21 protein-coding genes and 1 other annotated feature are annotated in these 22,656 nt (G+C 49.8%); of the genes, 7 read left to right on the forward strand and 14 right to left on the reverse strand.

From position 1 onward, the window contains the following. Positions 1-1,278 (forward strand): NCS2 family permease, encoded by a 1,278-nt coding sequence (locus ACFQNG_RS13740; protein ID WP_379865818.1) that lies wholly within the window; start codon positions 1-3, stop codon positions 1,276-1,278. A 42-nt stretch (positions 1,279-1,320) separates the two neighbouring features. Here ACFQNG_RS13740 and ACFQNG_RS13745 read toward each other — a convergent pair whose 3' ends face one another. Beyond that, complete coding sequence (locus ACFQNG_RS13745) at positions 1,321-2,301, reverse strand: YpdA family putative bacillithiol disulfide reductase (protein ID WP_379865820.1); 981 nt, start codon at positions 2,299-2,301, stop codon at positions 1,321-1,323. 79 nt (positions 2,302-2,380) lie between these two features. Continuing rightward, positions 2,381-3,664 carry a Glu/Leu/Phe/Val family dehydrogenase gene (locus ACFQNG_RS13750; RefSeq protein ID WP_379865823.1) on the reverse strand — a complete coding sequence of 428 codons (1,284 nt, stop codon included), beginning with the start codon at positions 3,662-3,664 and terminating at the stop codon, positions 2,381-2,383. 170 nt (positions 3,665-3,834) lie between these two features. On the opposite strand from ACFQNG_RS13750, the gene ACFQNG_RS13755 reads away from it, so the two are divergent. Then, on the forward strand, positions 3,835-4,509 hold the full coding sequence (locus ACFQNG_RS13755) for a PIG-L deacetylase family protein (RefSeq protein ID WP_379865825.1): 675 nt from the start codon (positions 3,835-3,837) through the stop codon (positions 4,507-4,509). Between the two features lie 60 nt (positions 4,510-4,569). Here the strand turns inward: ACFQNG_RS13755 and ACFQNG_RS13760 are convergent, their stop codons facing one another. Together ACFQNG_RS13760 and ACFQNG_RS13765 are read right to left on the reverse strand one after the other, a co-directional pair. After that, on the reverse strand, positions 4,570-5,169 hold the full coding sequence (locus tag ACFQNG_RS13760) for a genetic competence negative regulator (RefSeq protein WP_379865827.1): 600 nt from the start codon (positions 5,167-5,169) through the stop codon (positions 4,570-4,572). A 187-nt stretch (positions 5,170-5,356) separates the two neighbouring features. Further along, complete coding sequence (locus ACFQNG_RS13765) at positions 5,357-5,935, reverse strand: CPBP family intramembrane glutamic endopeptidase (protein WP_379865829.1); 579 nt, start codon at positions 5,933-5,935, stop codon at positions 5,357-5,359. Positions 5,936-6,064: 129 nt separating this feature from the next. Between ACFQNG_RS13765 and ACFQNG_RS13770 the strand changes: the two genes are divergently transcribed. Continuing rightward, positions 6,065-6,274 carry a ferredoxin gene (locus tag ACFQNG_RS13770; RefSeq protein WP_022738423.1) on the forward strand — a complete coding sequence of 70 codons (210 nt, stop codon included), beginning with the start codon at positions 6,065-6,067 and terminating at the stop codon, positions 6,272-6,274. 395 nt (positions 6,275-6,669) lie between these two features. On the opposite strand, the gene ACFQNG_RS13775 is transcribed toward ACFQNG_RS13770, so the two are convergent. Continuing rightward, entirely contained in the window at positions 6,670-7,011 is a 342-nt protein-coding gene (locus ACFQNG_RS13775; protein WP_379865832.1) for a rhodanese-like domain-containing protein, read from the reverse strand. Positions 7,012-7,139: 128 nt separating this feature from the next. On the opposite strand from ACFQNG_RS13775, the gene ACFQNG_RS13780 reads away from it, so the two are divergent. Continuing rightward, complete coding sequence (locus ACFQNG_RS13780) at positions 7,140-7,634, forward strand: inorganic diphosphatase (RefSeq protein WP_379865834.1); 495 nt, start codon at positions 7,140-7,142, stop codon at positions 7,632-7,634. 49 nt (positions 7,635-7,683) lie between these two features. Here the strand turns inward: ACFQNG_RS13780 and ACFQNG_RS13785 are convergent, their stop codons facing one another. Then, positions 7,684-9,831, reverse strand: a complete 2,148-nt coding sequence (locus tag ACFQNG_RS13785; protein ID WP_379865877.1) for an ATP-dependent helicase — start codon at positions 9,829-9,831, stop codon at positions 7,684-7,686. A gap of 161 nt (positions 9,832-9,992) precedes the next feature. After that, positions 9,993-10,233 (forward strand) — a binding site (T-box leader). Between the two features lie 62 nt (positions 10,234-10,295). On the opposite strand from ACFQNG_RS13785, the gene ACFQNG_RS13790 reads away from it, so the two are divergent. The 3 genes from ACFQNG_RS13790 (at position 10,296) to ACFQNG_RS13800 (ending at position 13,834) form a co-directional block, all read left to right on the forward strand. Continuing rightward, positions 10,296-11,450 carry a pyridoxal-phosphate-dependent aminotransferase family protein gene (locus tag ACFQNG_RS13790; protein WP_379865836.1) on the forward strand — a complete coding sequence of 385 codons (1,155 nt, stop codon included), beginning with the start codon at positions 10,296-10,298 and terminating at the stop codon, positions 11,448-11,450. Continuing rightward, positions 11,443-13,023, forward strand: coding sequence for a phosphoglycerate dehydrogenase (gene serA / locus ACFQNG_RS13795; protein ID WP_379865838.1), 1,581 nt, complete (start codon positions 11,443-11,445; stop codon positions 13,021-13,023). The genes ACFQNG_RS13790 and serA overlap by 8 nt, the downstream gene beginning before the upstream one ends. Before the next feature lie 124 nt (positions 13,024-13,147). Beyond that, a complete protein-coding gene (locus ACFQNG_RS13800) occupies positions 13,148-13,834 on the forward strand; it encodes an SDR family oxidoreductase (protein ID WP_379865840.1) in 687 nt (228 codons plus the stop codon). Positions 13,835-14,022: 188 nt separating this feature from the next. On the opposite strand, the gene ACFQNG_RS13805 is transcribed toward ACFQNG_RS13800, so the two are convergent. The 8 genes from ACFQNG_RS13805 to ACFQNG_RS13840 form a co-directional block, all read right to left on the reverse strand. Then, positions 14,023-15,825: an ATP-binding protein gene (locus ACFQNG_RS13805; protein ID WP_379865842.1), complete on the reverse strand. Its 1,803-nt coding sequence runs from the start codon at positions 15,823-15,825 to the stop codon at positions 14,023-14,025. Beyond that, positions 15,822-16,538, reverse strand: a complete 717-nt coding sequence (locus tag ACFQNG_RS13810) for a response regulator transcription factor (RefSeq protein ID WP_379865844.1) — start codon at positions 16,536-16,538, stop codon at positions 15,822-15,824. Before ACFQNG_RS13810 ends, ACFQNG_RS13805 begins: the two co-directional genes overlap by 4 nt. Before the next feature lie 25 nt (positions 16,539-16,563). Beyond that, complete coding sequence (gene ccsB, locus ACFQNG_RS13815; RefSeq protein WP_379865846.1) at positions 16,564-17,766, reverse strand: c-type cytochrome biogenesis protein CcsB; 1,203 nt, start codon at positions 17,764-17,766, stop codon at positions 16,564-16,566. 17 nt (positions 17,767-17,783) lie between these two features. Then, positions 17,784-19,367: a cytochrome c biogenesis protein ResB gene (resB, locus tag ACFQNG_RS13820; protein ID WP_379865847.1), complete on the reverse strand. Its 1,584-nt coding sequence runs from the start codon at positions 19,365-19,367 to the stop codon at positions 17,784-17,786. 124 nt (positions 19,368-19,491) lie between these two features. Next, positions 19,492-20,205, reverse strand: coding sequence for a pseudouridine synthase (locus ACFQNG_RS13825; RefSeq protein WP_379865879.1), 714 nt, complete (start codon positions 20,203-20,205; stop codon positions 19,492-19,494). A gap of 106 nt (positions 20,206-20,311) precedes the next feature. After that, positions 20,312-20,848: a spore maturation protein gene (locus ACFQNG_RS13830; RefSeq protein WP_379865849.1), complete on the reverse strand. Its 537-nt coding sequence runs from the start codon at positions 20,846-20,848 to the stop codon at positions 20,312-20,314. A 22-nt stretch (positions 20,849-20,870) separates the two neighbouring features. Continuing rightward, a complete protein-coding gene (locus tag ACFQNG_RS13835) occupies positions 20,871-21,482 on the reverse strand; it encodes a nucleoside recognition domain-containing protein (protein WP_379865851.1) in 612 nt (203 codons plus the stop codon). Beyond that, on the reverse strand, positions 21,479-22,642 hold the full coding sequence (locus tag ACFQNG_RS13840; protein ID WP_379865853.1) for a D-alanyl-D-alanine carboxypeptidase family protein: 1,164 nt from the start codon (positions 22,640-22,642) through the stop codon (positions 21,479-21,481). The genes ACFQNG_RS13835 and ACFQNG_RS13840 overlap by 4 nt, the downstream gene beginning before the upstream one ends. Positions 22,643-22,656 lie beyond the last annotated feature (14 nt).

A 22,656-nucleotide genomic window follows, 5' to 3' on the forward strand; every position in this document is an offset into this window, starting at 1 on the left:
TTGAAAGAATCTTTTTCGGTTTTTCGTTTAAATCAACGTAATACTTCTATTCGCACCGAGTTTTTGGCTGGATTAACCTCTTTTTTCACCATCTGCTACATTATTATCGTGAATAGTTCCATTATCGCCGAAACAGGCATTCCCTTCGGGGCTGCGCTCTTGGGAACCATCTTCACCTCATGCCTCGGCTGCTTGTTGATGGGGTTGTGGGCAAATGCCCCGATCGTCGTCGTACCGGGCATGGGCGTCAACGCGTTTTTCACTTATACGATGGTGCATGAGATGGGGCTCACCTGGCAAGAAGCGTTAACCGTGGTGGTGATGGCTGGCATCTTGTTTTCCATCATCACCTTTACGCCTCTGGCCGTCTGGCTGAGCAACGCAGTACCCACCGCCTTAAAAAAAGGGATGACGGTGGGCATCGGCCTACTTATCACCTTCATTGGTTTGCAAAAGGGCGGATTGATCATCGCGAATGAACAAACCTTTGTCAGCATCGGTGATCTGCATCAGCCAAAAGCGTGGTTGACTGTATTCAGCCTCGTCCTGCTGACGATTCTCTATGTGCGCAAAGTGCAGGGCGCATTTTTAATCACCCTATTCTTGGCCACCTTGGTCTCACTCATGGCAAACCCGGCGTCGATCCACAGTGAGCCGACTTCCCTGTCGTTGGCCGGCTATGCTCCCCTGCTGGGCAACTTTGTGCTGTACGGCATGGGCAAACTCTCTTTCTGGGTGGCCACTTTCACCTTAACCATGATTCTCGTGTTTGAAAATATGGGGCTGTTGCAAGGATTACTGGAAGACAAGCAAAAATTCCCCGCCGCTTTTCAGGCCAGTGGTTTATCCAACATTGTCGCAGGACTTTTGGGAACAAGTGCGACGATCTGCGCCTTGGAAAGCGCCACAGGGACCCAATCCGGGGGCAAAACGGGGCTGACGGCCATCACGACGGGGGGGCTGTTCCTGCTCTCGCTCGTCTTTATTCCCTTCCTCAACTGGATTCCGGAAAGCGCGGTAGCCGCCATTATGATCGTGGTGGGAGGTTTGATGATGCAAGAGGTGCAATCGATTCCATTTACCGATTTTACGGAGGGATTGCCGGCGTTTATCACCTTTGCCTTCATCCCTTTTACCTACAGCATCCCCAATGGTATCGCTTTCGGTTTTATCGCCTATGCCATTTTGAAAATCGCGGCGAAACGCGCGAGGGAAGTGCCGCTCCCATTTTTTATCATCGCCTTGTTATTCATGCTGCAATTGGGCCTTCACAGCTAAATAAAAAAGCGATTTCCGGCTCCCGGAATCGCTTTTTTTGCTTTACGGGCAGGTTAGCTTCTGTTTGTCCCGGATATGGCGCGCAATCGAACGGCCATGATAACGTCCGTTCTCGATAAAAACTTTGGTTGCATCATGTCCTGTGGCGATCACTCCGGCCAGAAACAACCCGGGCACCGTGGTTTCCATCGCATCTGACAAAATCGGCACACCCGTCTCATGGTCTATCTCTCCGCCCAACCGCTCCACAAACGATAAGTTGGGTCGATATCCCGTCATCGCAAACACGGCATCAGCTGGAATCTCCGTCAATTCCCCGTCTTTTTCTATCACTACGGCTCGTGGAGTGATCTCACGCACCTCCGCTCCCCAGTGCATATGGATGCGTTCTTTTTCGATCGCGGTTTCAATCAACGGCCTCACCCATGCTTTGACGCTATCATGAAAGGAATTTTTGCGGTAAACCATAGTCACGTGCGCCCCCACATGATGCAGGTCAAGCGCCACATCAATCGCGGAGTTTCGTCCGCCGATCACCACGACCCGATCCCCCGCATACGGATGGGCATCGTGAAAATAATGTTTCACATGGGGCAAATCTTCCCCCGGAATATTCATCAAGTTGGGGTTATCATAATACCCTGTAGCCAATACCACATATTTCACTTCATATATGCCACGTCCATCCCGTCTGGACGTCATCACGCGAAACCCTTCTTTCAGCCGTTCTATTTCCACGACTTTTTCGTAAGTGTGAAGTTCCAAATGGTGTTTTCTGACCACGGTCCGAAAATAGGCCAACGCTTCATATCGGGTGGGTTTTTCATTAACCGTCGTAAATGGGATACCTCCGATCTCCAAATTGTCGGCTGAGCTAAAGAAAGTCATGGACAAAGGATAATGATAAATCGAATTTACCAAACAGCCTTTTTCGATGATTAACGGCTCCAATCCCTCTTTTTGAAGCTCAATCGCGGCAGACAATCCGCAGGGGCCCGCTCCGACTACAATGACATCAAACATAACATACAGTCACCTCCAACGATGCAAAAGAAGAACACCCTTCACTTAGGGTGTTCTCCTAACCACTCACCTTATTATACTATACCCAACCACGGAAACGTGATGCTTCTGCCATTTTTCTCACACCGACCATATACGCGGCGAGGCGCATGTCCACATTGCGGTTTTTTGCTGTGTTATACACGTTTTCAAAAGCACGCACCATAATGTCTTCCAACTTTTGTTCCACTTCTTCGTCAGACCAATAATACCCTTGGTTATTTTGCACCCATTCGAAGTAAGAAACGGTGACGCCACCCGCGCTCGCCAATACGTCTGGCACCAAAAGGATTCCACGTTCGTGGAGGATGTTGGTCGCTTCCAACGTAGTGGGGCCATTGGCCGCCTCGACAACGATATTGGCTTTAATGCGATCCGCATTCTTGGCCGTGATTTGGTTTTCCACCGCCGCCGGAACCAAAATGTCGCAATCGAGCTCAAGCAGTTCCTGATTGGAGATGGTATCTTTAAACAGTTTGGTGACGGTTCCAAAAGAATCGCGACGATCCAACAGATAGTCGATATCCAATCCCTTTGGATCATGCAGAGCCCCATAGGCATCCGAAATGCCGATCACTTTGGCCCCCGCATCATGCATGAATTTGGCCAAGAAGCTGCCGGCGTTGCCGAAACCTTGGATGACCACCCGCGCACCTTCAATGTGCAGGCCGCGTTTTTTGGCCGCTTCCCGTATCATCAGGGTAACCCCTTTAGCCGTTGCCGTTTCACGACCGCGGGAACCACCCAACACCAGCGGCTTGCCCGTGATAAACCCTGGGGAATCAAATTCACGGATGCGGCTGTATTCGTCCATCATCCACGCCATGATTTGTGAGTTGGTAAAGACATCCGGTGCCGGAATATCTTTGGTAGGCCCCACGATTTGGCTGATCGCCCGCACATAGCCGCGGGATAAGCGTTCCAATTCGCGGAAAGACATGTTGCGCGGATCACAGATGATTCCCCCCTTTCCCCCACCATACGGGAGATCGACGATTCCCGCTTTTAAGCTCATCCAAATTGATAGCGCTTTCACTTCGGATTCTGTTACGTCTGGATGGAAACGCACACCACCCTTGGTAGGTCCGACGGCATCATTATGTTGAGCGCGATATCCCGTAAACACTTTCACTGTACCATCATCCATACGTACAGGAATGCGAACGGTTAATACACGCAGGGGTTCTTTTAGCAATTCGAATACCGCTTGGGGATAACCTAACTTTTCCAACGCCTTTTGAATCACTGTTTGTGTAGAAACCAAGACATCCAAATTTTCTCGCTCTTCCGGTTGACGACCTGTTGCAACAGACTGTTGTTCCATCCTGACCACCTCAGAATTATTACTACTTGCTTAAAAGACCATCATTCAGTATACAATAATACACTAAACAACCAAAGATTGTCTCTGTTTTCTTGTATATTTAAAAACAGAGAAAACAATTAGTTATAATAACGTAAGAAGACCCATTCAACTAGAAAGGAATTGACCAAATGTCCCAACATGTTCTGTATTGTTTTGCCCATCCTGATGATGAAACATTTACTTGTGGCGGCACCATCGCTCGTTTTAGCGCAGAAGGCGTCCAACAAACGCTCTATTGTGCCACTCGTGGCGAAGCAGGAAAAACGGGACAACCACCGCTTTGCACCCAAGAGGAGCTAGGTGATGTCCGCACCCAAGAACTGGCACGGGCTCTTGATGTCCTCGGCATGAACGAGTGCATTTTGCGGGATTATGGAGATGGTCGTTTAGCCAAACTCCCTTTCCATCAGCTCGTCGATGATTTGTCTAAGATCATGGAACAAATACGTCCCGATCTTGTTATCACCTTCCCGCCGTCTGGAATTTCTGGTCACCGAGATCACCAGATCATTCAACAGGCTACATTGGAAGCGGTTAAGAAAACACTATTCCCTACCAAACTTTACTATATTGTCATACCAGAATCAATCGCCCATTTACATCCAGGAAAAATCCATACAACACCAGATGAATACGTATCCATGACCATCGACGTCACCCCTTACCGCGAAAAAATCGCCCAAGCCCTGCGAGAGCATAAAACTCAACATCTTTCGATTGATCGCGTTTTTCCCGGTGTGCGTGAAGGGGATCTTACGCGTCTGCGCACGCATGAGCATTTTCAACTAGTTATACAAAAATAAAATTTTTTATACACGAAATTAATAACACACCCGCATTTAAAACGGGTGTGTTTATTTATCTCATCCAAAATATTGATTGATTTGGTTGATCGCATCTTGTTCACACACAATTTTGCCATACTCCGACAGCATCGCTTCGGTCACCGTCGAAACTTCACCGTACTCCGACAGCACAGCGATCAGCGTGTCTACTTGATTTCTGGACAAGTTCATATCCCCGCCAAACACTAAATAATAACGATGCTGATAGGCGAACAGTCGCCCTCCTTGCATAACATGAGCTTTCATGCGTACCGCCGCTTGAATCAGATCTTCAAAGTCGTTAAAACGGAAGATGATATCGTCTGACTCTTCCATGGTTACCTCTAGTTCATACATGTCTTCCGTTTGCTCAAATTCGTCAACTTCTGACTTCGGAGCCCGACCACGGGTAACCACGACCACCATCCCTTGTGCAGGAAGAGCAAACACTTCAACCGCCACTGGCCCAACTACTTCAAATCCCAATTCCTGATACGCGTGTTCCATCATATCATTGAAGAGCTCATGTACTTTGGGGATATCTCTCCACATGTCCTCTTTTTCAATCCCACGATCAGCCAAATCGTCGAGAGTTAAGAAAAAGCGGATCTTATCCCCGTCTAAACGCTCGACACGCATGGCCTACCCTCCCTCGCCGGAGACCTCCCACATTTAGGGTATGAGGGATCAAATCTCACTGTTACGCGGTCAAGTCTCCTATTTTTCTTTATAAATTAATCATACACAAAAATCCCATTCCTTGCATAGTGCATTCGCATTTTTTTCAACGAATGAAAACGCTTTAAAATCGCTGTTTGTGACAAACTTATGCTTTCACCGCATAACGCAAATAACACCCCATGATGAAGTCGACGGAGGCATGGGCGATGATCGCGGGAGCCAAGTGGTGGGTCCACTCCACAATATAGCCAAACAACAAGCTCACCGCCGCGACAAACGCGACCAACACCCATTTCTTCAAGTACCGGGTATGCACAAGCACAAACAGCAGCGTTGTGCCCCAAACCCCGACCCACGCTTGCACGACACCGCGAAACAACAATTCTTCCCCAATGGCCGCCACAATGGCAATGAAAAGGATATGCCACCAAGAACGCCGGGCAAACAATAATTGATTGATGCCCCCATCATCGAAATGATGCTGCGGCACATAGCGGATCAAGACGAACTCCAGTGCCACAATCAACCCACCCGCACATATCCCGATGAGCCACATATGGGCATCGGCAAAAGGGATCACTTCGGCATAAAGTTGTCCTTTCCACCATAAAAATGAAACACTTAATAGAATAAAGATCATTTGTGTAAAATAAAAACTGATCAAGATCAACCGCGCTTGTTTGTTTTGCCATTTATCTTCAATTCCGTTATGGTTTTCGTTCATAGGTCCCTTCCGAATTTCTTGATTTCCTGTTTGCTCCTTGAAATTGGACACAATTGAGTCTACAATGAGGGGTGGAAGTGGACTTAGCTCATTATTGGGATTTACACACATGGGAGGAGATTTTTTCTTATGCGCACATGGGTAGATAAAGATACTTGTATCGCATGTGGAGCTTGTGGCGCAACCGCTCCAGATGTTTATGATTATGATGAGGATGGCATCGCTTATGTGATCCTTGATGACAACACCGGAACGGCGGATGTGCCGGAAGAACTTCATGATGACGTTCGGGATGCACAAGAAGGATGCCCAACGGACTCCATTAAAGTAGAAGAATAAGCTTCATCGGTCACTGTGGAGTGATGAAGTGCAACTGAACGAAGATTTACCAAGGCTTCTTACACTGGATATGTTCAGCTTAATTACCAGAAGTGAATGGTCAACATGTGGTCATGTCTTTGACCACAGTGCATATAAAGAAGCCATCAGCCACCTATAAATAGGTGGCTTTATTATTTATCCCCATCTAATGATAATGACTATCATTCTCCTTGTCAAACTTGGACCCCTTCGCTCCTCCAATCCGGATATCTTCTGCCTTCCTTGCCCACTTCAAGAACACTTGTTCCCTCACTTCTCATATCACGTGAAAACACCCATTTTTGTCCCTTCCAAGCCTAGGCAGAAAGAAAGCCCCCTCTTGCCGAACACAACGGGAGGCTCTGCTTTCTTTGTCACTCTTCCTTCTGTTCTATGTACAGCAACACTTCGGCCAAACCGCCATCCACATTCACAACATCCGCATATCCCTGGCGCAACAGAAAGTTGGCCGCATGCAAACTGCGAATCCCGTGGGCACATAAAAGATAAATGGTTTTGTTGGCGTCGATCTCTTCCAATCGCTCAGGCAATGAGCCAAGCGGTATATGCTTGCAATCTTCCAAATGAATCATTTCCCATTCCATGGGTTCACGCACATCGATTACTTCAACGTTGGCGTCTTCCAGCTCACCATTGACGTATTTGAGCGCAAAATTGCCGGAAGAAATATGATGCTTGTCCTGATCGCTGTTCATCATCGTGCTCCTTTTTGTTTTTATTGTATCATAGACTTCTTTTCATTTGCTTCTTGATTCAAAACCGACTACAATGAGGGATGAACGATTTTTTCCTACATAATCGTAGATAAAAAGGAGGAAAACTCATGTCCAAAGAACTGATTGTGGATGCTTTTATCGAAATCCCAACGGGAAGCCAAAACAAATATGAATTTGACAAAGAGAAAGGCGTATTCCGCCTCGACCGGGTATTGTACTCCCCCATGCACTATCCAACCGAATATGGTTACTTGGAAAACACCTTAGCTGAAGATGGCGATCCACTAGACATTCTCGTCCTAACCACTTTCCCAACTTTCCCGGGTTGCGTGATCTCCAGCCGGGTGATCGGAGTATTGCTCATGTCTGATGATAAAGGTCCAGACGAGAAAGTGCTGGCTGTTCCAGTCGACGACCCTCGTTTCAACGAAGTGAAAAGCCTAGACGATGTGGCCCCGCACATCCTGAAAGAAATCGAGCATTTCTTCCGTGTTTACAAAGACTTAGAAAACAAAGAAACCAATATCATTGGTTGGAAAGATGCAGCATTCGCCAGTCAACTTTACCAAGAGTGCCTCAACCGTTACCAGGAAAATAAGTAAATCATCCATCCCCTTGCTTTCCCATTCGCGAAGCAAGGGGATTTTTCACTTATTCCGGTTGGGACAAAAGTCCTAATTGCCGTGACAGTTCATAATGCAACGATTGGGTTTGGCCTGGGAAACGGACCAGAATCTTGCGCCCAGGCGCCACTCCGCCGAGCGGCGTCACTTCGACAATGGTTCCCACACCAAACCGGATGTGATTGACCGTTAAGCCCGGCGCCACTTCCTCACCCGCAAAGCGAAGTTGGGGTTGGGTTCTCTTCGTTGAACGGGCGGAGGCAAACACACGGGTCGTCCGCTCGATTTCTCGCTTCCTTTCAACAGGGGGATCAGACACACTCAACTCTTCACCATATCCCAATTCTTTGGCGAACGGGGACGGGGCTACTTTTTTTCCTTGCCGGGTTTGGCTGATGGACAGCCAACATTCCGTTTTCGCCCGGGTCATCCCGACGTAAAAAAGCCGTCGCTCTTCTTCCCAAGCGGCTGCCTTTCGTTGTTCCGACACTTGCAAGCTCCGGTGATGCGGCAGGACCATCGCATGAAGCCCAATGATATAGACACGGTCAAATTCCAAACCTTTAGAGCGGTGAAGGGTCATTAATTTAACCGGGGCGGACGCTTCAGGATGGTGCAGGCGCCGTTCCACTTCCGCCGCATGGGCCAGCAATCCTTGTCCATCCGAAAAATGGCGCGCTGCCATGACCAATTCATCCAGCGGCTCAAACAAACTCGATTGGTCATTTCCCGTTTCTTTCGCAAAGGTTTCCAGATATCGGTCATACCCGATCTGTTCACGTATGTAGCCAATCGCCTCTGTGGCGCTCATCCTGGAAAGACGCGGAACTTGGTCACGCAATTCACTCAAGTAGCGGACTTGGTATGGCTCCAACCCTTCCAATTCCGGCAAAGCCGCTAACAGAGAACCTCCCCGTTTCCTCGCCTTCGCCCAGCATTCATCGATCCACTCGTCTTTATACAAATAGCGTTTCGGCTTATTGATAATCCGAACGAGCGCGTCAAGATCCTGAGGATTCCAAGCCAATTTCAAATAGGCAAACAGGTCCTGGACCTGCCAACGCCGATAAACTGAGCTTTCCCCGGTCGCCGTCATAAAGGGAATCCCTTTGCGAACCAAGGCGTCGATCAACGCACGGGCTTGGGTTGACGTCCGGTAGAGGATGGCCGTTTCCATCCCATCCGCCAAGTGCGCCAAAATCTGTTCCGCCTCATCCTCTTCATCCAGCGGTTCCAGCCAGTTCACACCGGGTCCTCTTATCCCCGTTCCCGCCCGCGGTTTCTGTTGCCGTTGACGGTTATGGCGAATCAATTGCTCCGTTGCTTGAATCAGTTCCTCTGTGGAACGGTAATTGATGGATAAGACAATCCGCTGAAGCCCGGGAAAATCTCGGTTTAACTCCAGCATAAACTTGGGATCGCTGCCGCGAAAACCATAAATGGCTTGGTCATCATCGCCCACCACAAACAAGTGTTGATGCACCGCCGCCAATTTCACCAGAATCTCATACTGGACGCGATTAATATCTTGAAACTCATCGACCAGGATATGTTGAAACTTGGCTTGCCAACGGGAAAGCCATTCCGGTTGCCGACAACGCTCATACACGGCCAAGAGGATATCGTCATAATCCCAAACGCCATGCTCCGCTTTTTTGCTTTCATAAGCGGCATAAAGATCGCGGAAAATGATGTTTTTTTGTTTCTCCACCCTTAACCGCCCCGGCAAAAATCCGTTGTTTTTGCACAGGCCGATTTGATTCAGGTAAGTGGATATCGTCTCCTCATCCGTTGGCAACTCCCGCTCCGCCAACAGCTCGCGCATCATGCCCGTCTGCTCGCCTTGACCCATGAGGGGAGGGATGCCTTGTCCGCTCTCGCGCAACATTTGCAGAAACAGCGCATGAAAGGTCCCGATGGCCAACTCCCTTGTGCGTGTGGGCATCACTTGTTCCAGCCTTTCCCGCATTTCCCGCGCGGCCGCCCGAGTAAAGGTAACCAGCATCAATTGGTTTGCGGGGATTCCCTGCTCAAGCAGATACAACACACGCCTTGTTAGCACGGTCGTCTTGCCGCTCCCGGGGCCAGCGAAAACGACCGTTGGGCCGGCTGGCGCTGTCACGGCTTGTCGCTGGGCTTCATTTAATCCACTCAACAGCATCTCCATTCCCTGCACCTGAAGCAACGCGCGACCTCCTTTCTGATTGGGTTACGCACAAATCGACTAACTTTTATCTTATCACAAATCACCTAAGCCGCTCACAAACAAAACTTTTTCTATTTTTCGCAGTTGACACTACTGATTTAACATGCTAAATTAAGTATCAAATTTAAATAAGCAACGCGATGAAGGAGCCAAACATCGAAGGGTAAACTCACAGAGAGCCGATGGTTGCTGCGAATCGGTAGTTATCTTGATGTGGAGCACTCCTGAGTGGCTGATTGAACATTCTTTAGTAGATCAGCACGGTAGAACCGTTATCCGCAAAGAGTCTAAGAATCGTTTATAGACTCGCCAAGGCTGTCGGCGCGAGCCGGTAGCAAATGAGGGTGGCACCACGTACCTCACGTCCCTCACCTATTCTCTGAATAGGTGAAGTAGGCGTGAGGTTTTTTATTTATGAATAAGGAGGAAAAGTTATGAATTGGCAAGACAAAGCCCATTTACGCATTCCAGGTCCAACCCCGATTCCACTCAGAATCCAGCAAGCGATGGCTCAACCGATGATCGGGCACCGTGGACAGGCAACTTCCCAATTGTTGCAAGAATGTGCGACGTCTCTTCGCGCTTTGTTCGGTACCATGAGCACGCCACTCATCCTTACCGGCAGCGGCACCTCCGCTTTGGAAGCTGCCGTTATCAATACCGTCCAACCGGGTGAAGAAGCGATTGTCGTCGTCACAGGGGCATTCGGCGACCGGTTCGCCAAAATTGTCAAACGATACGGAATCACTTTACATCGATTGGATATTCCCTGGGGAGAATCCTGTTCCCCTGAACAATTAACTTCATTTGTGCAAGCTCATCCCCGGGCCAAAGCGGTTTTCCTCACGTATTGTGAAACTTCCACCGCCGTGCTCAACCCCATTAATGAACTGGCCCGGGTGGTTCGGGAACACTCAGATGCGCTGGTTGTCGTCGATGGAGTCAGCTGTTTGGGCGCCGTGCCTTGCCTGATGGACGAATGGCATGTCGACATTATGGTGACTGGCTCGCAAAAAGCCTTGATGCTTCCGCCGGGTCTCGCCATGGTCGCAGTGAGCGATCGGGCTTGGGCTGTCATCGAACAACAAACGCAACCCCCCTTTTATCTTGATTTGTTAGCCTATAAAAAAAGCATGGAGCAAGCTTCCACACCATACACTCCAGCCGTATCCCTTTTATATGGCCTGAAAGAAGCTCTGCTCATGCTGGAAGAGGAAGGATGGGAAAATGTGTTTGCGCGTCACCAGCGGTTAAAGCGCATGACCCGCACCGGTATCCGCGCGCTCGGATTGCCGCTCTTCACCAATGACCAAGACGCTTCCCCGACCGTCACGGCCATCGATGGGCGCCAAGTGGCGTGGGAAACCGAAGCCTTGCGCAAACACATGAGCCAGATGAAAGTCACCATCGCCGGCGGTCAACAACACCTGAAAGGGCAGATCGCCCGGATTGGCCACATGGGTTTTTGCGATGAATTGGATATCCTCACTGTTCTCAGCGTATTGGAAATGGCGTTAGTCAAATTGGGTGTGTCCATTGAATTAGGCAGCAGCGTGAAAGCCGCACAAGAGGTGATGTTGGATGTATAAAGTACTGATTACGGACCCGCTGAGCGATCACGGGATTGAAAAACTGCTACAAGCGGAAGACGTGGAAGTGGTACGAAAAGTGGGTTTAACGGGTGATGATTTGCTTCTGGAAATCGAATCAGCCGATGCCCTATTGGTACGAAGTCAGACCAAAGTCACGGAAGAAGTGATTAACAAGGGCCGCCGGTTAAAAGTGATCGCCCGTGCCGGGGTGGGTGTAGATAACATCGATGTCCCCGCCGCCACCAAAAAAGGGGTAATCGTCGTCAACGCCCCGGATGGCAATACGATCTCCACCGCGGAACATACTTTTGCGATGCTCATTTCCCTGGCCCGCAACATTCCGCAGGCGCATCGCACGGTTGTGCAAGGCGAATGGAATAGAAAAGCATTTGTCGGAGTGGAGTTGAACCAAAAAACATTGAGCATTATCGGTTTTGGGCGAATCGGTTCGGAATTGGCCAAACGCGCCAAAGCGTTCCGCATGAATGTGGTCGCCTTTGACCCATACTTGACAGAAGAGCGGGCGGAGAAATTCGGGATTAAAAAAGCCTCCTTTGACGAAGCGATCTCGGTTGGGGACTTTATCACCGTTCATACGCCGCTCACCAAAGAAACCCGCCATTTGATCAACCACAACGTATTCGCCAAAATGAAAGATGGCGTTCGGATCTTAAATTGCGCCCGCGGGGGAATCATCGAGGAAAGCGCCCTGTATGATGCCATTGTCTCCGGCAAAGTGGCTGGAGCCGCTCTGGATGTGTTTGAAGTGGAACCACCCGGCAATCACCCACTCTTCTCTTTGCCACAAGTAATCGCCACGCCGCATCTGGGGGCTTCCACCATAGAAGCACAGGAAAATGTTGCGGTGGATGTGTCGGAAGAAGTGCTCCACATTTTACGGGGCGAACCATTCAAAAATGCGGTCAACCTCCCGTCCATACCGGCGGAATTGCAACAAAAGTTGGCACCTTATCAAGAGTTGGTAGAAAAGCTGGGCCATTTCGTTGGGCAAATGACCACCGAAGCGATCAAAGAGATTACGATTACGTATGCTGGGGAATTGGCTGACAGAGAAGTGGCTCCCCTCACCCGGATGATGTTGAAATCCGCTCTTTCGCACCATTTGGCCGAGATCAACTACGTGAATGCCCCACACGTGGCCAAACAACGTGGCATTCACGTGCTAGAGCAAAAATCTGGACACAGCCATGGCTTCACCCAATGGCTGAACATCGAAGTGAAAACAGCCCAAAGCCAACATAGCGTCAGCGGTACATTGCTTAACGGCTTTGGGCCACGGATTACCAAAATCGATCAGTTCCCTGTCGACGTGACGCCCAAGGGACACCTGCTCTTCATTCAGCATTTGGATCAGCCGGGCGCGATCGGGCGGGTAGGCACGTTGCTGGGAAGCCAAGGCATCAATATCGCCACCATGCAGGTAGGGCGGAAAATGGCCGGCGGGCAAGCCATTATGATCCTCCGCGTCGATAAACCCCTGCCAAATGACGTAATGGAAACATTAAAACAAGTTGATGAAATTCAATCCGTCATGGAGATCGACCTGTAAACCTTCCCTTGTCCGCCGCCCGAGAATTGGATAAACTAACCATAGTGCGTTTAATCCGGATGGGCGCCTCCCACTTTATATCTGAGGGCTTCCCCACACGTCATAAAGAAGGGAATGACAATATATGGAACTTAATGGAAAAGTCGTTATTGTCACCGGAGCCAGCAAAGGCTTGGGTGAAGCCATCGCGAAGCGCTTAGCCCGAGGTGGCGCGACGGTCATCGCCAGCGCCCGTAGCCAAGCGAAGTTGGAAGCCTTGGCCCAAACGGCTCCTGAGCGGATCTTCCCTTTTGGCTGTGACGTCACAAATAGCCAACAAGTGCAAGACCTGGTGCAATTTGCGGTACAGCGCTTTGGACGCTTGGATGTGTTGATCAATAACGCCGGCCTCGGCCATTTTGCCCCTGTCGATGAATTGACGGAAGCCGAATGGGACGCGATGATGAACGTCAATCTCAAAGGAGCCTTCCTCACCTGCAAATATGCCATTCCTCATCTGAAAGCGACGGAAGGGCACATCGTCAACATCTCCAGTGTGGCCGGGACAGAAGCGTTTGCCCGGGGGGGCGGCTACTGCGCTTCCAAGTTCGGGTTGATGGCTTTGACAGACGCCTTGACACAAGAATTGAAACCGCACCATGTCAAGGTCTCCGCCTTGTGCCCCGGTTCAATCAAAACCGAATTCGGACGGCAAAAGGATTATGCGATGGAAGCGGACCAAGTCGCCGAAGCGGTATGGACCATCGTGTCGGCGCCCAAGGGGATCATCTACAATACCGTGATCATGCGCCCGCTCGTTCCGGCAAAATGACCATAAAAAACCTCCTTGTCTTAATGGCACAACCCAAGGCTGAAAGCATAGCCGTGCGGAGGGAGACCAAAATGGGGTGCAGTGCCTTTGCCGAAGAACAAGGAGATCGGCATGGGCGCCCTTGGTTAACAACATAAGTACTTTCACAAAAAAGACCGCTACCTCTTCACGCTGTAGCGGTCTTTTTCTTATGCGTATAATACCTCATCTGCCACACGCACCGGCAACTCCACGATAAAGACGGTACCCACGCCGAGTTGGCTCTTAACCGAAACGGAACCCCCATGGGCCGCAACCAAATGCTTCACAATGGACAGGCCCAAGCCTGTTCCACCCGACTTCCCTCTGGTCCGCGCTTTATCCGCTTTGTAGAAGCGTTCAAACACGAACGGCACATCTTCTTCCGGAATGCCCGAGCCGGTATCTTCCACCTCGAGGAAAATCCGTTCATCTTGCTGATAGACATAAACCGTTACCGAACCGCCTGTCGGAGTGTGGCGAATCGCATTATCGATCAGGTTGGTCAACACCTGCTCAATTTTATCCTCATCCCAATACACAGTCGGAAGGTGTTCGCCCATATTCGCTTGTAACCGCACTTCTTGCTCCCGGGCGAGATTTTGGAATTTGCGGATAACCCGCTGGATAAACTTATCCAACCGCTTCTCCGCGGGCTCCACTTGGATGTGGCCCGCTTCCATCCGCGCCAAGTCCAACAACTCCCGCACAAGGCGGCCCATCCGCTGTGATTCTTCATTGATCACTTGCGCGATCTCTCTCCGTTCTTCCGGCGTCTCAGCTATATCATCCAACAGCGCTTCACTGTAGCCTTGAAGCATGGCCAGAGGCGTCCGCAACTCATGGGACACGTTGGCGACAAAATCCTTGCGCAACTTGTCCAGGCGTCGCTCCTCCGTCACATCTCGCAATACCGCCACCACTCCGCGCACTTGATCCCCCGCATAGAGCGGCGACATCACGACGACCCATGTGCGTCCTTGTTCTGAGATGTCACCCGTATGCTCTTTATTATCCTCAATCACCTTATTGAAGAAATCTTGCAAGGAAGGGGGCAAGGCGTTCTTCTTGACTTCTCCCTTCCACAGGGACAGGAAGCGCTCGCCGATCGGATTGGTTATGATGATTTTGCCAAACTTGTTCATCGTCAGCACACCATCAGACATACTGCGCAAGATGCTGGCCAGCTGCTCTTTTTCTTGCGACAACTGATGAATCGAGTCTTCCAATTGCGACGCCAAACGGTTGAAAGTCATGGCCAATTCAGCAATCTCATCCCGTTCATGGTAACGGACAGGAACCCGCGTTGAAAATTCCCCACGCGCCATCTTCTCTACGGCCCGTTTCATTTGGATCAATGGTTGCGAAATGCGGGAGGATAAGAAAAAGGCAAAAATCGTTGTCAATACGATCCCGATCAAGGCCGTATAGAAAATCCACCGTTTGATATCCGTCTCACTCAATTGATTTTGCACCTGATACAGCACAATGGCCCCTGACGGCTTTTTATCCTTGATGTAAGGAACGGCGACAAGCAGGATATCGTTTTTTATCAAGGGATTTCCCGGTTGCGGGTTCGTTTGCAACCGCACCTTCCCCCGCATCGTGATGGATTGGCCTATCAATACCTTCTTCAGCTCTTCATCCGTCAATATCTCCTGCCACTGCACATTGGGCACATGCGGCGAGACACCGATGGGGCTGACCGACCCGCTCGCATCCAACACCACCAGATATGTATCGAATTCCGTCGCAACCATCAACACATTGTTGAGATATTGGGATTGATTGGGTCCCGCGTCTTTCAATTGTGTCTGGATGCGCTTCGCCAGTTTTTCCAGACTCACTTTTTGGCCTTCGACATAGGTGTCTTCGATCTGTTTGCTTAAAAACAAGCTCACCAACACCAAAATCAACGTTACAAGGATAATGATGGTCAACCACAGCTTACCGACAACACTTCGTAAAATCACTCTTTTGGCACCTCTAACTTATAACCGACTCCCCAAACCGTCGTTATCATCTTGGCTGCCTTGGAGGAAGCACGGTTGAGTTTCTCGCGCAGACGCTTCACATGCGTGTCAACCGTTCTCAAATCCCCAAAAAACTCATAATGCCATACGTCACGAAGCAATTGTTCCCGCGTAAACACTTTATCCGGAGACTTGGCCAAGTAATACAGCAACTCGTATTCTTTTGGCGTGAGTTGTATTTTTTTGCCCCCCGCTTTCACCTCATGTGCATCATGGTCGATAGTCAGCTCAGGAAACACGATGACATTGTGCGTTTCCGTGTCGGTGGTGAGGAAAGCGGTGGCTGAAGCGCGTCGCAACACTGCCTTCACCCGATGAACCAACTCACGTGGACTAAACGGTTTGACCACATAATCGTCTGTCCCCACTTCAAATCCTTCTACGCGGTTTCCCTCTTCTCCTCTAGCAGTCAGCATAATGATCGGCGTTGCCTTCTTTTTGCGAATCTCAGCACAGACATCCAATCCATCCATGCCCGGCAACATCAAGTCGAGCAAAATCAGATCGTAATCCGTATCAAACGCCATTTCCAAGGCGATTTCGCCATTTTCCGCTTCGTCGATCAGGTAGCCTTCTCTCTCCAGGTACATGCGAAGCAAGCGCCGAATGCGATCCTCATCATCAACAACAAGAATGTGATACTGTTTTTCCATTGTTCTTTCACCCCGGCTGTTTAACTTAAGCGTATGAATGTAAACCTGAGATGACCAAATTAATCACAATTAGGTTTATCATGATTATAATAAAACCGCCAACCGCAAGCCACGCCGACTTCACGCCATGCCATCCGCGCGATAGCCGGAGATGGAGATACGCGCTGTAGAACAGCCACGTGATGAGCGCCCACACTTCTTTTGGATCCCAGCCCCAAAAACGCCCCCACGCTTCATGTGCCCAAATCATGGCAAAGATCAATGCCCCCAGCGTAAAGATCGGGAAACCAATCGCAATGGCACGGTAACTGATTTCCTCCACTAAATCGGGGTTTATTCTATTTACCAGCGGATGGAGAATTTCACGCACGGGCTTGCGGCTGATGAGACGAATCAGCCCATATAGGATCAAGCCACTGATCATTCCCCACAGGACGCCATTAAATTTCGAAGCGGCCGCTTTTCCCTTCATCCAGCTTGGCACTTCCGCCAGCGGTTTGCTCAGGCCCAAAAAGGAGTCGATGTGGATGGCTTCGCTGTCATGCGGCGCCACCAAAGGCGGGACATCATATTCTTGCACCGCCGGTTGCCCATCGACCACGTGCGAAAACTTCGCTTCATAATGAAAAGCTTTGAATCCCAAGCTAATCACACTGAAACCCACAAACATAAGCACAACCACCAGAGTAATTTCTAACCATCTGGCATTTTTTCCTTCTTTCACTTTGCCAAACTGATGAAGCAGGTAGATCAAACCAGCTACGAATCCGACCCCAAACGCCCCTTGCCCCAGCGCGGCCGTGGATACGTGCACTGGAAGCCAGTAACTCTGCAGTGCCGGAATCAGCGGCTGCACCTCATGCGGAAACACCGAGGCATATGCCAGCAGAATCACGGCCAGCGGCATCACAAACGCTCCTAACACCGCCGATCGGTACATGAAGAAAAGGACGATAAACGCGATGACTATGGTGAAACATAAAAATGCCGTAAACTCAAACATATTGCTCGTCGGCCAATGGCCTCCGATCACCACTCGAGTAATAATGAACAACAATTGAAAAAAGACGCCAATAATGCTCATCCCAACGGCAATGTTTCCCCACCGCCGGCTCTTGGGGTCCTCCGCCTTCTCCGTCCCTTTATTGATGCCCATCACAAAGGCAACGGACGAAAAAAGGTAGAGGAAAAAGGTACATAAAAGGAGATATTCCATTAGTTGTTCCATCTCTGTTCCTCCCATGCTCAATTGCGCTTGACCTGCAACCCATCAAACTCACCCAGCAGCTTCAGTTCCCGCTCCAAGCTATACCAATTTTTATTCGTGTGCGCGCCGATATAAAGCCGGCCTTCTTCCGCACGCGCCCACACGCGTCGATGGTGCCAGTAGAATCCCATGACTAAGCCAATCATGCTGATGACACCCCCGAACAAGATGACAGGCAGGCTCTTGTCCACGCGTACCATCAAACCGGTGGAGTTCACCATCTTCATGCCGGCCAAATCGATCGCATAGCGGTTCTCTTTTGTCAGCGCGTCCAGGTTTTGACCCGAAATCACCCAGGAGCGCTCCCCTTTGCCCTGCCCTTTCTCCCTCACTTCAAAGACAAACGCGGGTTTGTTCGGGTCGGGCGACTTGGTTATCGGCTGATTATTCTCAAGCGCAAAGTCCGGATAATAATCGAGCAGGACGATTTCCCTGTCCGCCACGCAGAAGACTTGATTCGGTTTGATGTCATAGAGGTCGACCGTAAACGTCCCCAAGGTCTGTTTGGATTCCTTGTCGACCAATTTCAAGCTCAACGCGTCCAACAAGCCCATTCGGAAATCAGCTTGAACCAAACGGAGATCCTTATATGCCAGGGGATGATTGACGATAATCGATCCCTTTGTCACAGGTGTCAGTTGGCCGGTTGTCCAATTCTTCTCATACAGCACGGCCTTGGTCTCATATTTTTTGACAACCGGCCCTTCCGCCTTTTTCGCTTCCGGCGTCTCTTTTTCATCATAAAACGTGATGTCAAAACGTTCATTTTTGATATAATAAGGCGTTTCCGGGACCTTCTTCACTTCGCCTTCACGCACCCACATCGTTTCATCCAGGTACCAGCCCGGAACATAACGCAACAAAACGCCGAATAAAAAGATGATCAAGCCGATATGATTGATATACGGTCCCCAACGGCTGATGCGTCCTTTCTCGGCAAGCAAAGCTTTTCCTTCCCGTTTCACCTGGTATCCCTTCGTTTTGAGCGCTTCTTCCATCCGGGACAGTTTTTCCTCCATGTTCTCTTCCGAGAGGGCGGATGCTGATGAGATGCGTTGTCTCGTCAAGAAATCGATGCTTTTCTTTACTTGCTGATTCTTTAACGCCTTATACAAAGGGATCACTCGGTCAAGGCTGCATACAACCAATGAGATCCCGATCATGGAGATCAGCGTGAAAAACCACCAAGCATTGTACATATTGGAAAAGCCCAAAAGGTGAAACCATTTTCCCCACAAACCATAATGCTCCGCGTAGTAGGCCTCGGGGTCATTCGACGGAACAAACTTCGCTTGCGGAAAAATCGTTCCAATGCCCGAAGCGATTAACGTGATAATGATGAGAATAATGGCCACTTTAACCGAAGAGAAAAAGTTCCATACCATATCAAAAGGAGAGGATTGAAAGGTTTGCGAGCGACGCGCTTTCCCTTCATATCGCATCTCCTGAACAAGTGTCTCTTTTTCTTTCGTCTCATCATTAAGCGGCTTCCCACAGTTTTCGCATAATATGGTCCCAACGGGGTTATTGTGACCACATTCACATTTGGAATTCTCAATCATGGATATCTCTCCCCCCGTTTTCAACCGCTTACACTATATAAAACCTGATAATCTTCCAATTTACATTATAACGCCTGTCATTCCATGGACCTCATTCCATTTTGAAGATTATATGAAAACCCTTTTACGTAAGCAGTCGCCGTAATCTCTCCTGTTCTTGGCCCGTCAACTCACGATACTCCCCCCGCTTTAACCCCTCCAGCGTGAGAAACGCCAGCTTGGTGCGCATCAGATGAATGACCGGATGGCCCACCGCATCACACATGCGCCGCACTTGCCGGTTGCGACCTTCCCGAATGGTAAGTTGCAATTTGGTTTGCGTGTCATCCTGGGATAAGATCCGCACACCCGCCGGAGCGGTCCAACCATCTTCCAGTTTCACCCCTTTTCGCAACTGTTCGATCGCCGCTGGACTTGGGCGTCCTTTCACTGTGGCGACATACGTCTTGTCCACTTCATAGCGCGGATGGATCAGCCGGTTGGCCAACTCTCCATCATTGGTCAATAGCAACAGGCCTTCGGTATCATAATCTAACCGACCGACCGGATATATGCGCTCAGGGACAGAGCGGAAATAATCCGCCACAACTTTTCGCCCTTGCGGATCAGACATGCTGGTAATGACGCGCAACGGTTTATAGAATAGAAACGTACGTTTCTGTTCCTGTTGAATCAACTGTCCGTTCACTTCGATTTGATCTTGTGCCGGGTCCACTTTGACTCCCAATTGGGTGACGACTTTCCCGTTCACCTTCACTTTTCCCGATTTGATCAGTTCTTCGGAGTGGCGCCTCGAAGCGACACCCGCATGAGCCAAGACTTTTTGCAGACGCTCAATCACCATCATTCACCTCTATGTCATCTTACCCGTTTCCGCAAGGGGACACAAGTGTGCGGTAAAGAGACAATAAAAAAGACCTGGCTACAGGTCATCCGAATCAAGATTAAGCAGCATATAGAAGGGAACAAATTCCCAGTGAAGCGAGAAAACCAATCAGGTCAGCCCATAAACCGACTTTTAACGCATACAGGGACCGACGAATGCCCACCGCCCCAAAATATACCGTCAAGACATAAAGTGTCGTATCCGTGCTCCCTTGAATGGTAGAGGCCAATTTCCCCAAGAATGAATCAGGGCCGTAGGTCCGGAGGATGCTTTCGACAAAGGCCAAGGAACCCGTACCCGAAATCGGGCGCAAGATCCCGATCGGCACCACTTCCTCGGGAATATGGAGCAGAGACAACACCGGATTCAGGAATTGCAGATAAAACTGCAACGCACCTGTATCACGAAAGATCGCAACGGCCACCATCATCCCCACGAGATGAGGAATAATGGAGATGGCGGTGGGAAATCCTTCTTTCGCCCCATCTATGAAACTTTCATAGATGGGCACACGCTGGAACAAGGCATATAGGGGGATAAACACAAGCAAGGCCGGCAACATGATTTTGGATATCAGCGAAACCGCTTCAAACAATGGACTCTCCCCCTTCTCCTTGTCATTTCAGATGAGGCTTTAGCATACCAGAACGATCAAACGTTTTATTCTGATAGTAACGATCCAACAGAACCGCCATCGATGTGGCAATCATGGTCGCCAGAAGCGTGGGCCCGATGATCTCAGTGGGCTCCAACGAACCGTATTTGAGGCGGATGCCAATAATCGTCGTGGGAATTAAAGTCAGACCAGAAGTATTCAACGCGAGCAACGTGCACATGGCGGGTGTTGCCGTCTTCGGATCGGGATTTAACTTCTGTAACTCTTCCATCGCTTTTAACCCCATCGGGGTTGCCGCATTCCCCAGGCCGAACAGGTTCGCGCTCATATTGGACAAGATGTAACCCATTGCCGGATGTTCCGGCGGAACTGTGGGAAAAAGGAAACGCGCGACCGGCCCCAATAACCGAGCCAGTTTTTCCAACAATCCGGCATCTTGGGCGATCCGCATCATCCCAAGCCAAAAGACGAGAATGCTGATCAGCCCTATGCAAACCGCCACGGCGTCTTTGGCGCCATTCAACGCCGCATTCGTCACCAGGTCAAACCGCCCTTGGGCCGCCGCTGCCACCACCCCACTGAAAATCATAAAAAACCATATCCAGTTGATCATCGTCTCTCCCCCTGCCACACCATCAAGCCAAGCCAGTCTTTAAATCGGCGAAAAACAGACGGTTCCGACCGAAACTTCACCACCAGGGGAATGGCGCCAATCTGTTCTTCCCTTAGAAAAATCCGGGCACTTCCCACCTGTTGCTGATCATGTCGCACCAATTTGAGCGGAAAACTGATGATGGGTTCGACCACCACTTGCCCTTTCTCCTGATCGGTAAGCGGAAAAGAAAAAGAAGTGCCCGCGATGACGTCAAAAAGTTTATCCTCTTTTGATTGAACCGCTCGTTTGGATACGACTTGTCCTTTTTGCAATATTGGCACCAAATCATACTGCTGGAATCCATATTCCAACATGTTCATGGAATCGCGCCAGTCATCACCGTCATTGAGGGTTACCGTCACCAATTGGTGCCCTTCTTTGGTGGCGGAAGCGACTAACGTGCGCCGCGCTTTTTTGGTGTACCCTGTTTTGACTCCATCGGCCCATTTGTATAACCGCAACATTTTGTTCTTGTTGTAAAATTTGCGGTTCCACTTTTCCCCGGGCCACGGAACCGTTTTTACCTCTGTCTTCACAATTTCTTGAAAAGTGGGGTTTTTTAAGGCATAAGATGTCAACACAGCCAAATCCCGCGCCGAGGAGTAATGACCTTCGGCGTCCAATCCGTGTGGATTGGCAAAATGAGTGTGTTCCAGCCCCATGTATTCCGCTTTCCGATTCATCAGATAGACAAATCCTTCAACCGATCCGCCGATATGTTCGGCGATCGCCACTGCCGCATCATTCCCCGAGCGAAGCATCAACCCGTACAACAGCGTGATCAAAGGTATTTTTTCGCCTTGCTTAAGATAAATGGACGAACCTTCCACCCCCACCGCCCGGGGCCCCACCGTCACTAATTCGTCCAACTTCCCACTTTCAATGGCGACAATCGCCGTCATGATTTTGGTTAAACTGGCAATCAGCATTTCATCATCCACATTTTTCCCATACAAGACCCGACCTGATGTGGCATCCGCACAGATCGCGGCTTGCGCGCCGGGCGCCACATCGATGTCGGATGTCCCTTCCTGCGCCATGCTTGGTTGTCCGAAAAGCATCGTGCCCCCCACTGCCACGATTAACGCGATGATTCCCCATTGTTTTACGCGATTCACTATTCGTTCACCCC

The sequence above is a fragment of the Laceyella putida genome, assembly GCF_042665195.1.
GTDB classification, from domain to species: domain Bacteria; phylum Bacillota; class Bacilli; order Thermoactinomycetales; family Thermoactinomycetaceae; genus Laceyella; species Laceyella putida.

Bases quoted from the DNA above. Each gene is read 5' to 3' on its own strand.
- ACFQNG_RS13745 (WP_379865820.1), bottom strand. From the start codon at position 2,301: ATGTTTGATGTCATTGTAGTCGGAGCGGGCCCCTGCGGATTGTCTGCC.
- ACFQNG_RS13750 (WP_379865823.1), bottom strand. From the start codon at position 3,664: ATGGAACAACAGTCTGTTGCAACAGGTCGTCAACCGGAAGAGCGAGAA.
- ACFQNG_RS13755 (WP_379865825.1), top strand. From the start codon at position 3,835: ATGTCCCAACATGTTCTGTATTGTTTTGCCCATCCTGATGATGAAACA.
- ACFQNG_RS13760 (WP_379865827.1), bottom strand. From the start codon at position 5,169: ATGCGTGTCGAGCGTTTAGACGGGGATAAGATCCGCTTTTTCTTAACT.
- ACFQNG_RS13765 (WP_379865829.1), bottom strand. From the start codon at position 5,935: ATGAACGAAAACCATAACGGAATTGAAGATAAATGGCAAAACAAACAA.
- ACFQNG_RS13770 (WP_022738423.1), top strand. From the start codon at position 6,065: ATGCGCACATGGGTAGATAAAGATACTTGTATCGCATGTGGAGCTTGT.
- ACFQNG_RS13775 (WP_379865832.1), bottom strand. From the start codon at position 7,011: ATGAACAGCGATCAGGACAAGCATCATATTTCTTCCGGCAATTTTGCG.
- ACFQNG_RS13780 (WP_379865834.1), top strand. From the start codon at position 7,140: ATGTCCAAAGAACTGATTGTGGATGCTTTTATCGAAATCCCAACGGGA.
- ACFQNG_RS13790 (WP_379865836.1), top strand. From the start codon at position 10,296: ATGAATTGGCAAGACAAAGCCCATTTACGCATTCCAGGTCCAACCCCG.
- serA (WP_379865838.1), top strand. From the start codon at position 11,443: ATGTATAAAGTACTGATTACGGACCCGCTGAGCGATCACGGGATTGAA.
- ACFQNG_RS13800 (WP_379865840.1), top strand. From the start codon at position 13,148: ATGGAACTTAATGGAAAAGTCGTTATTGTCACCGGAGCCAGCAAAGGC.
- ACFQNG_RS13810 (WP_379865844.1), bottom strand. From the start codon at position 16,538: ATGGAAAAACAGTATCACATTCTTGTTGTTGATGATGAGGATCGCATT.
- ccsB (WP_379865846.1), bottom strand. From the start codon at position 17,766: ATGGAACAACTAATGGAATATCTCCTTTTATGTACCTTTTTCCTCTAC.
- resB (WP_379865847.1), bottom strand. From the start codon at position 19,367: ATGATTGAGAATTCCAAATGTGAATGTGGTCACAATAACCCCGTTGGG.
- ACFQNG_RS13835 (WP_379865851.1), bottom strand. From the start codon at position 21,482: ATGATCAACTGGATATGGTTTTTTATGATTTTCAGTGGGGTGGTGGCA.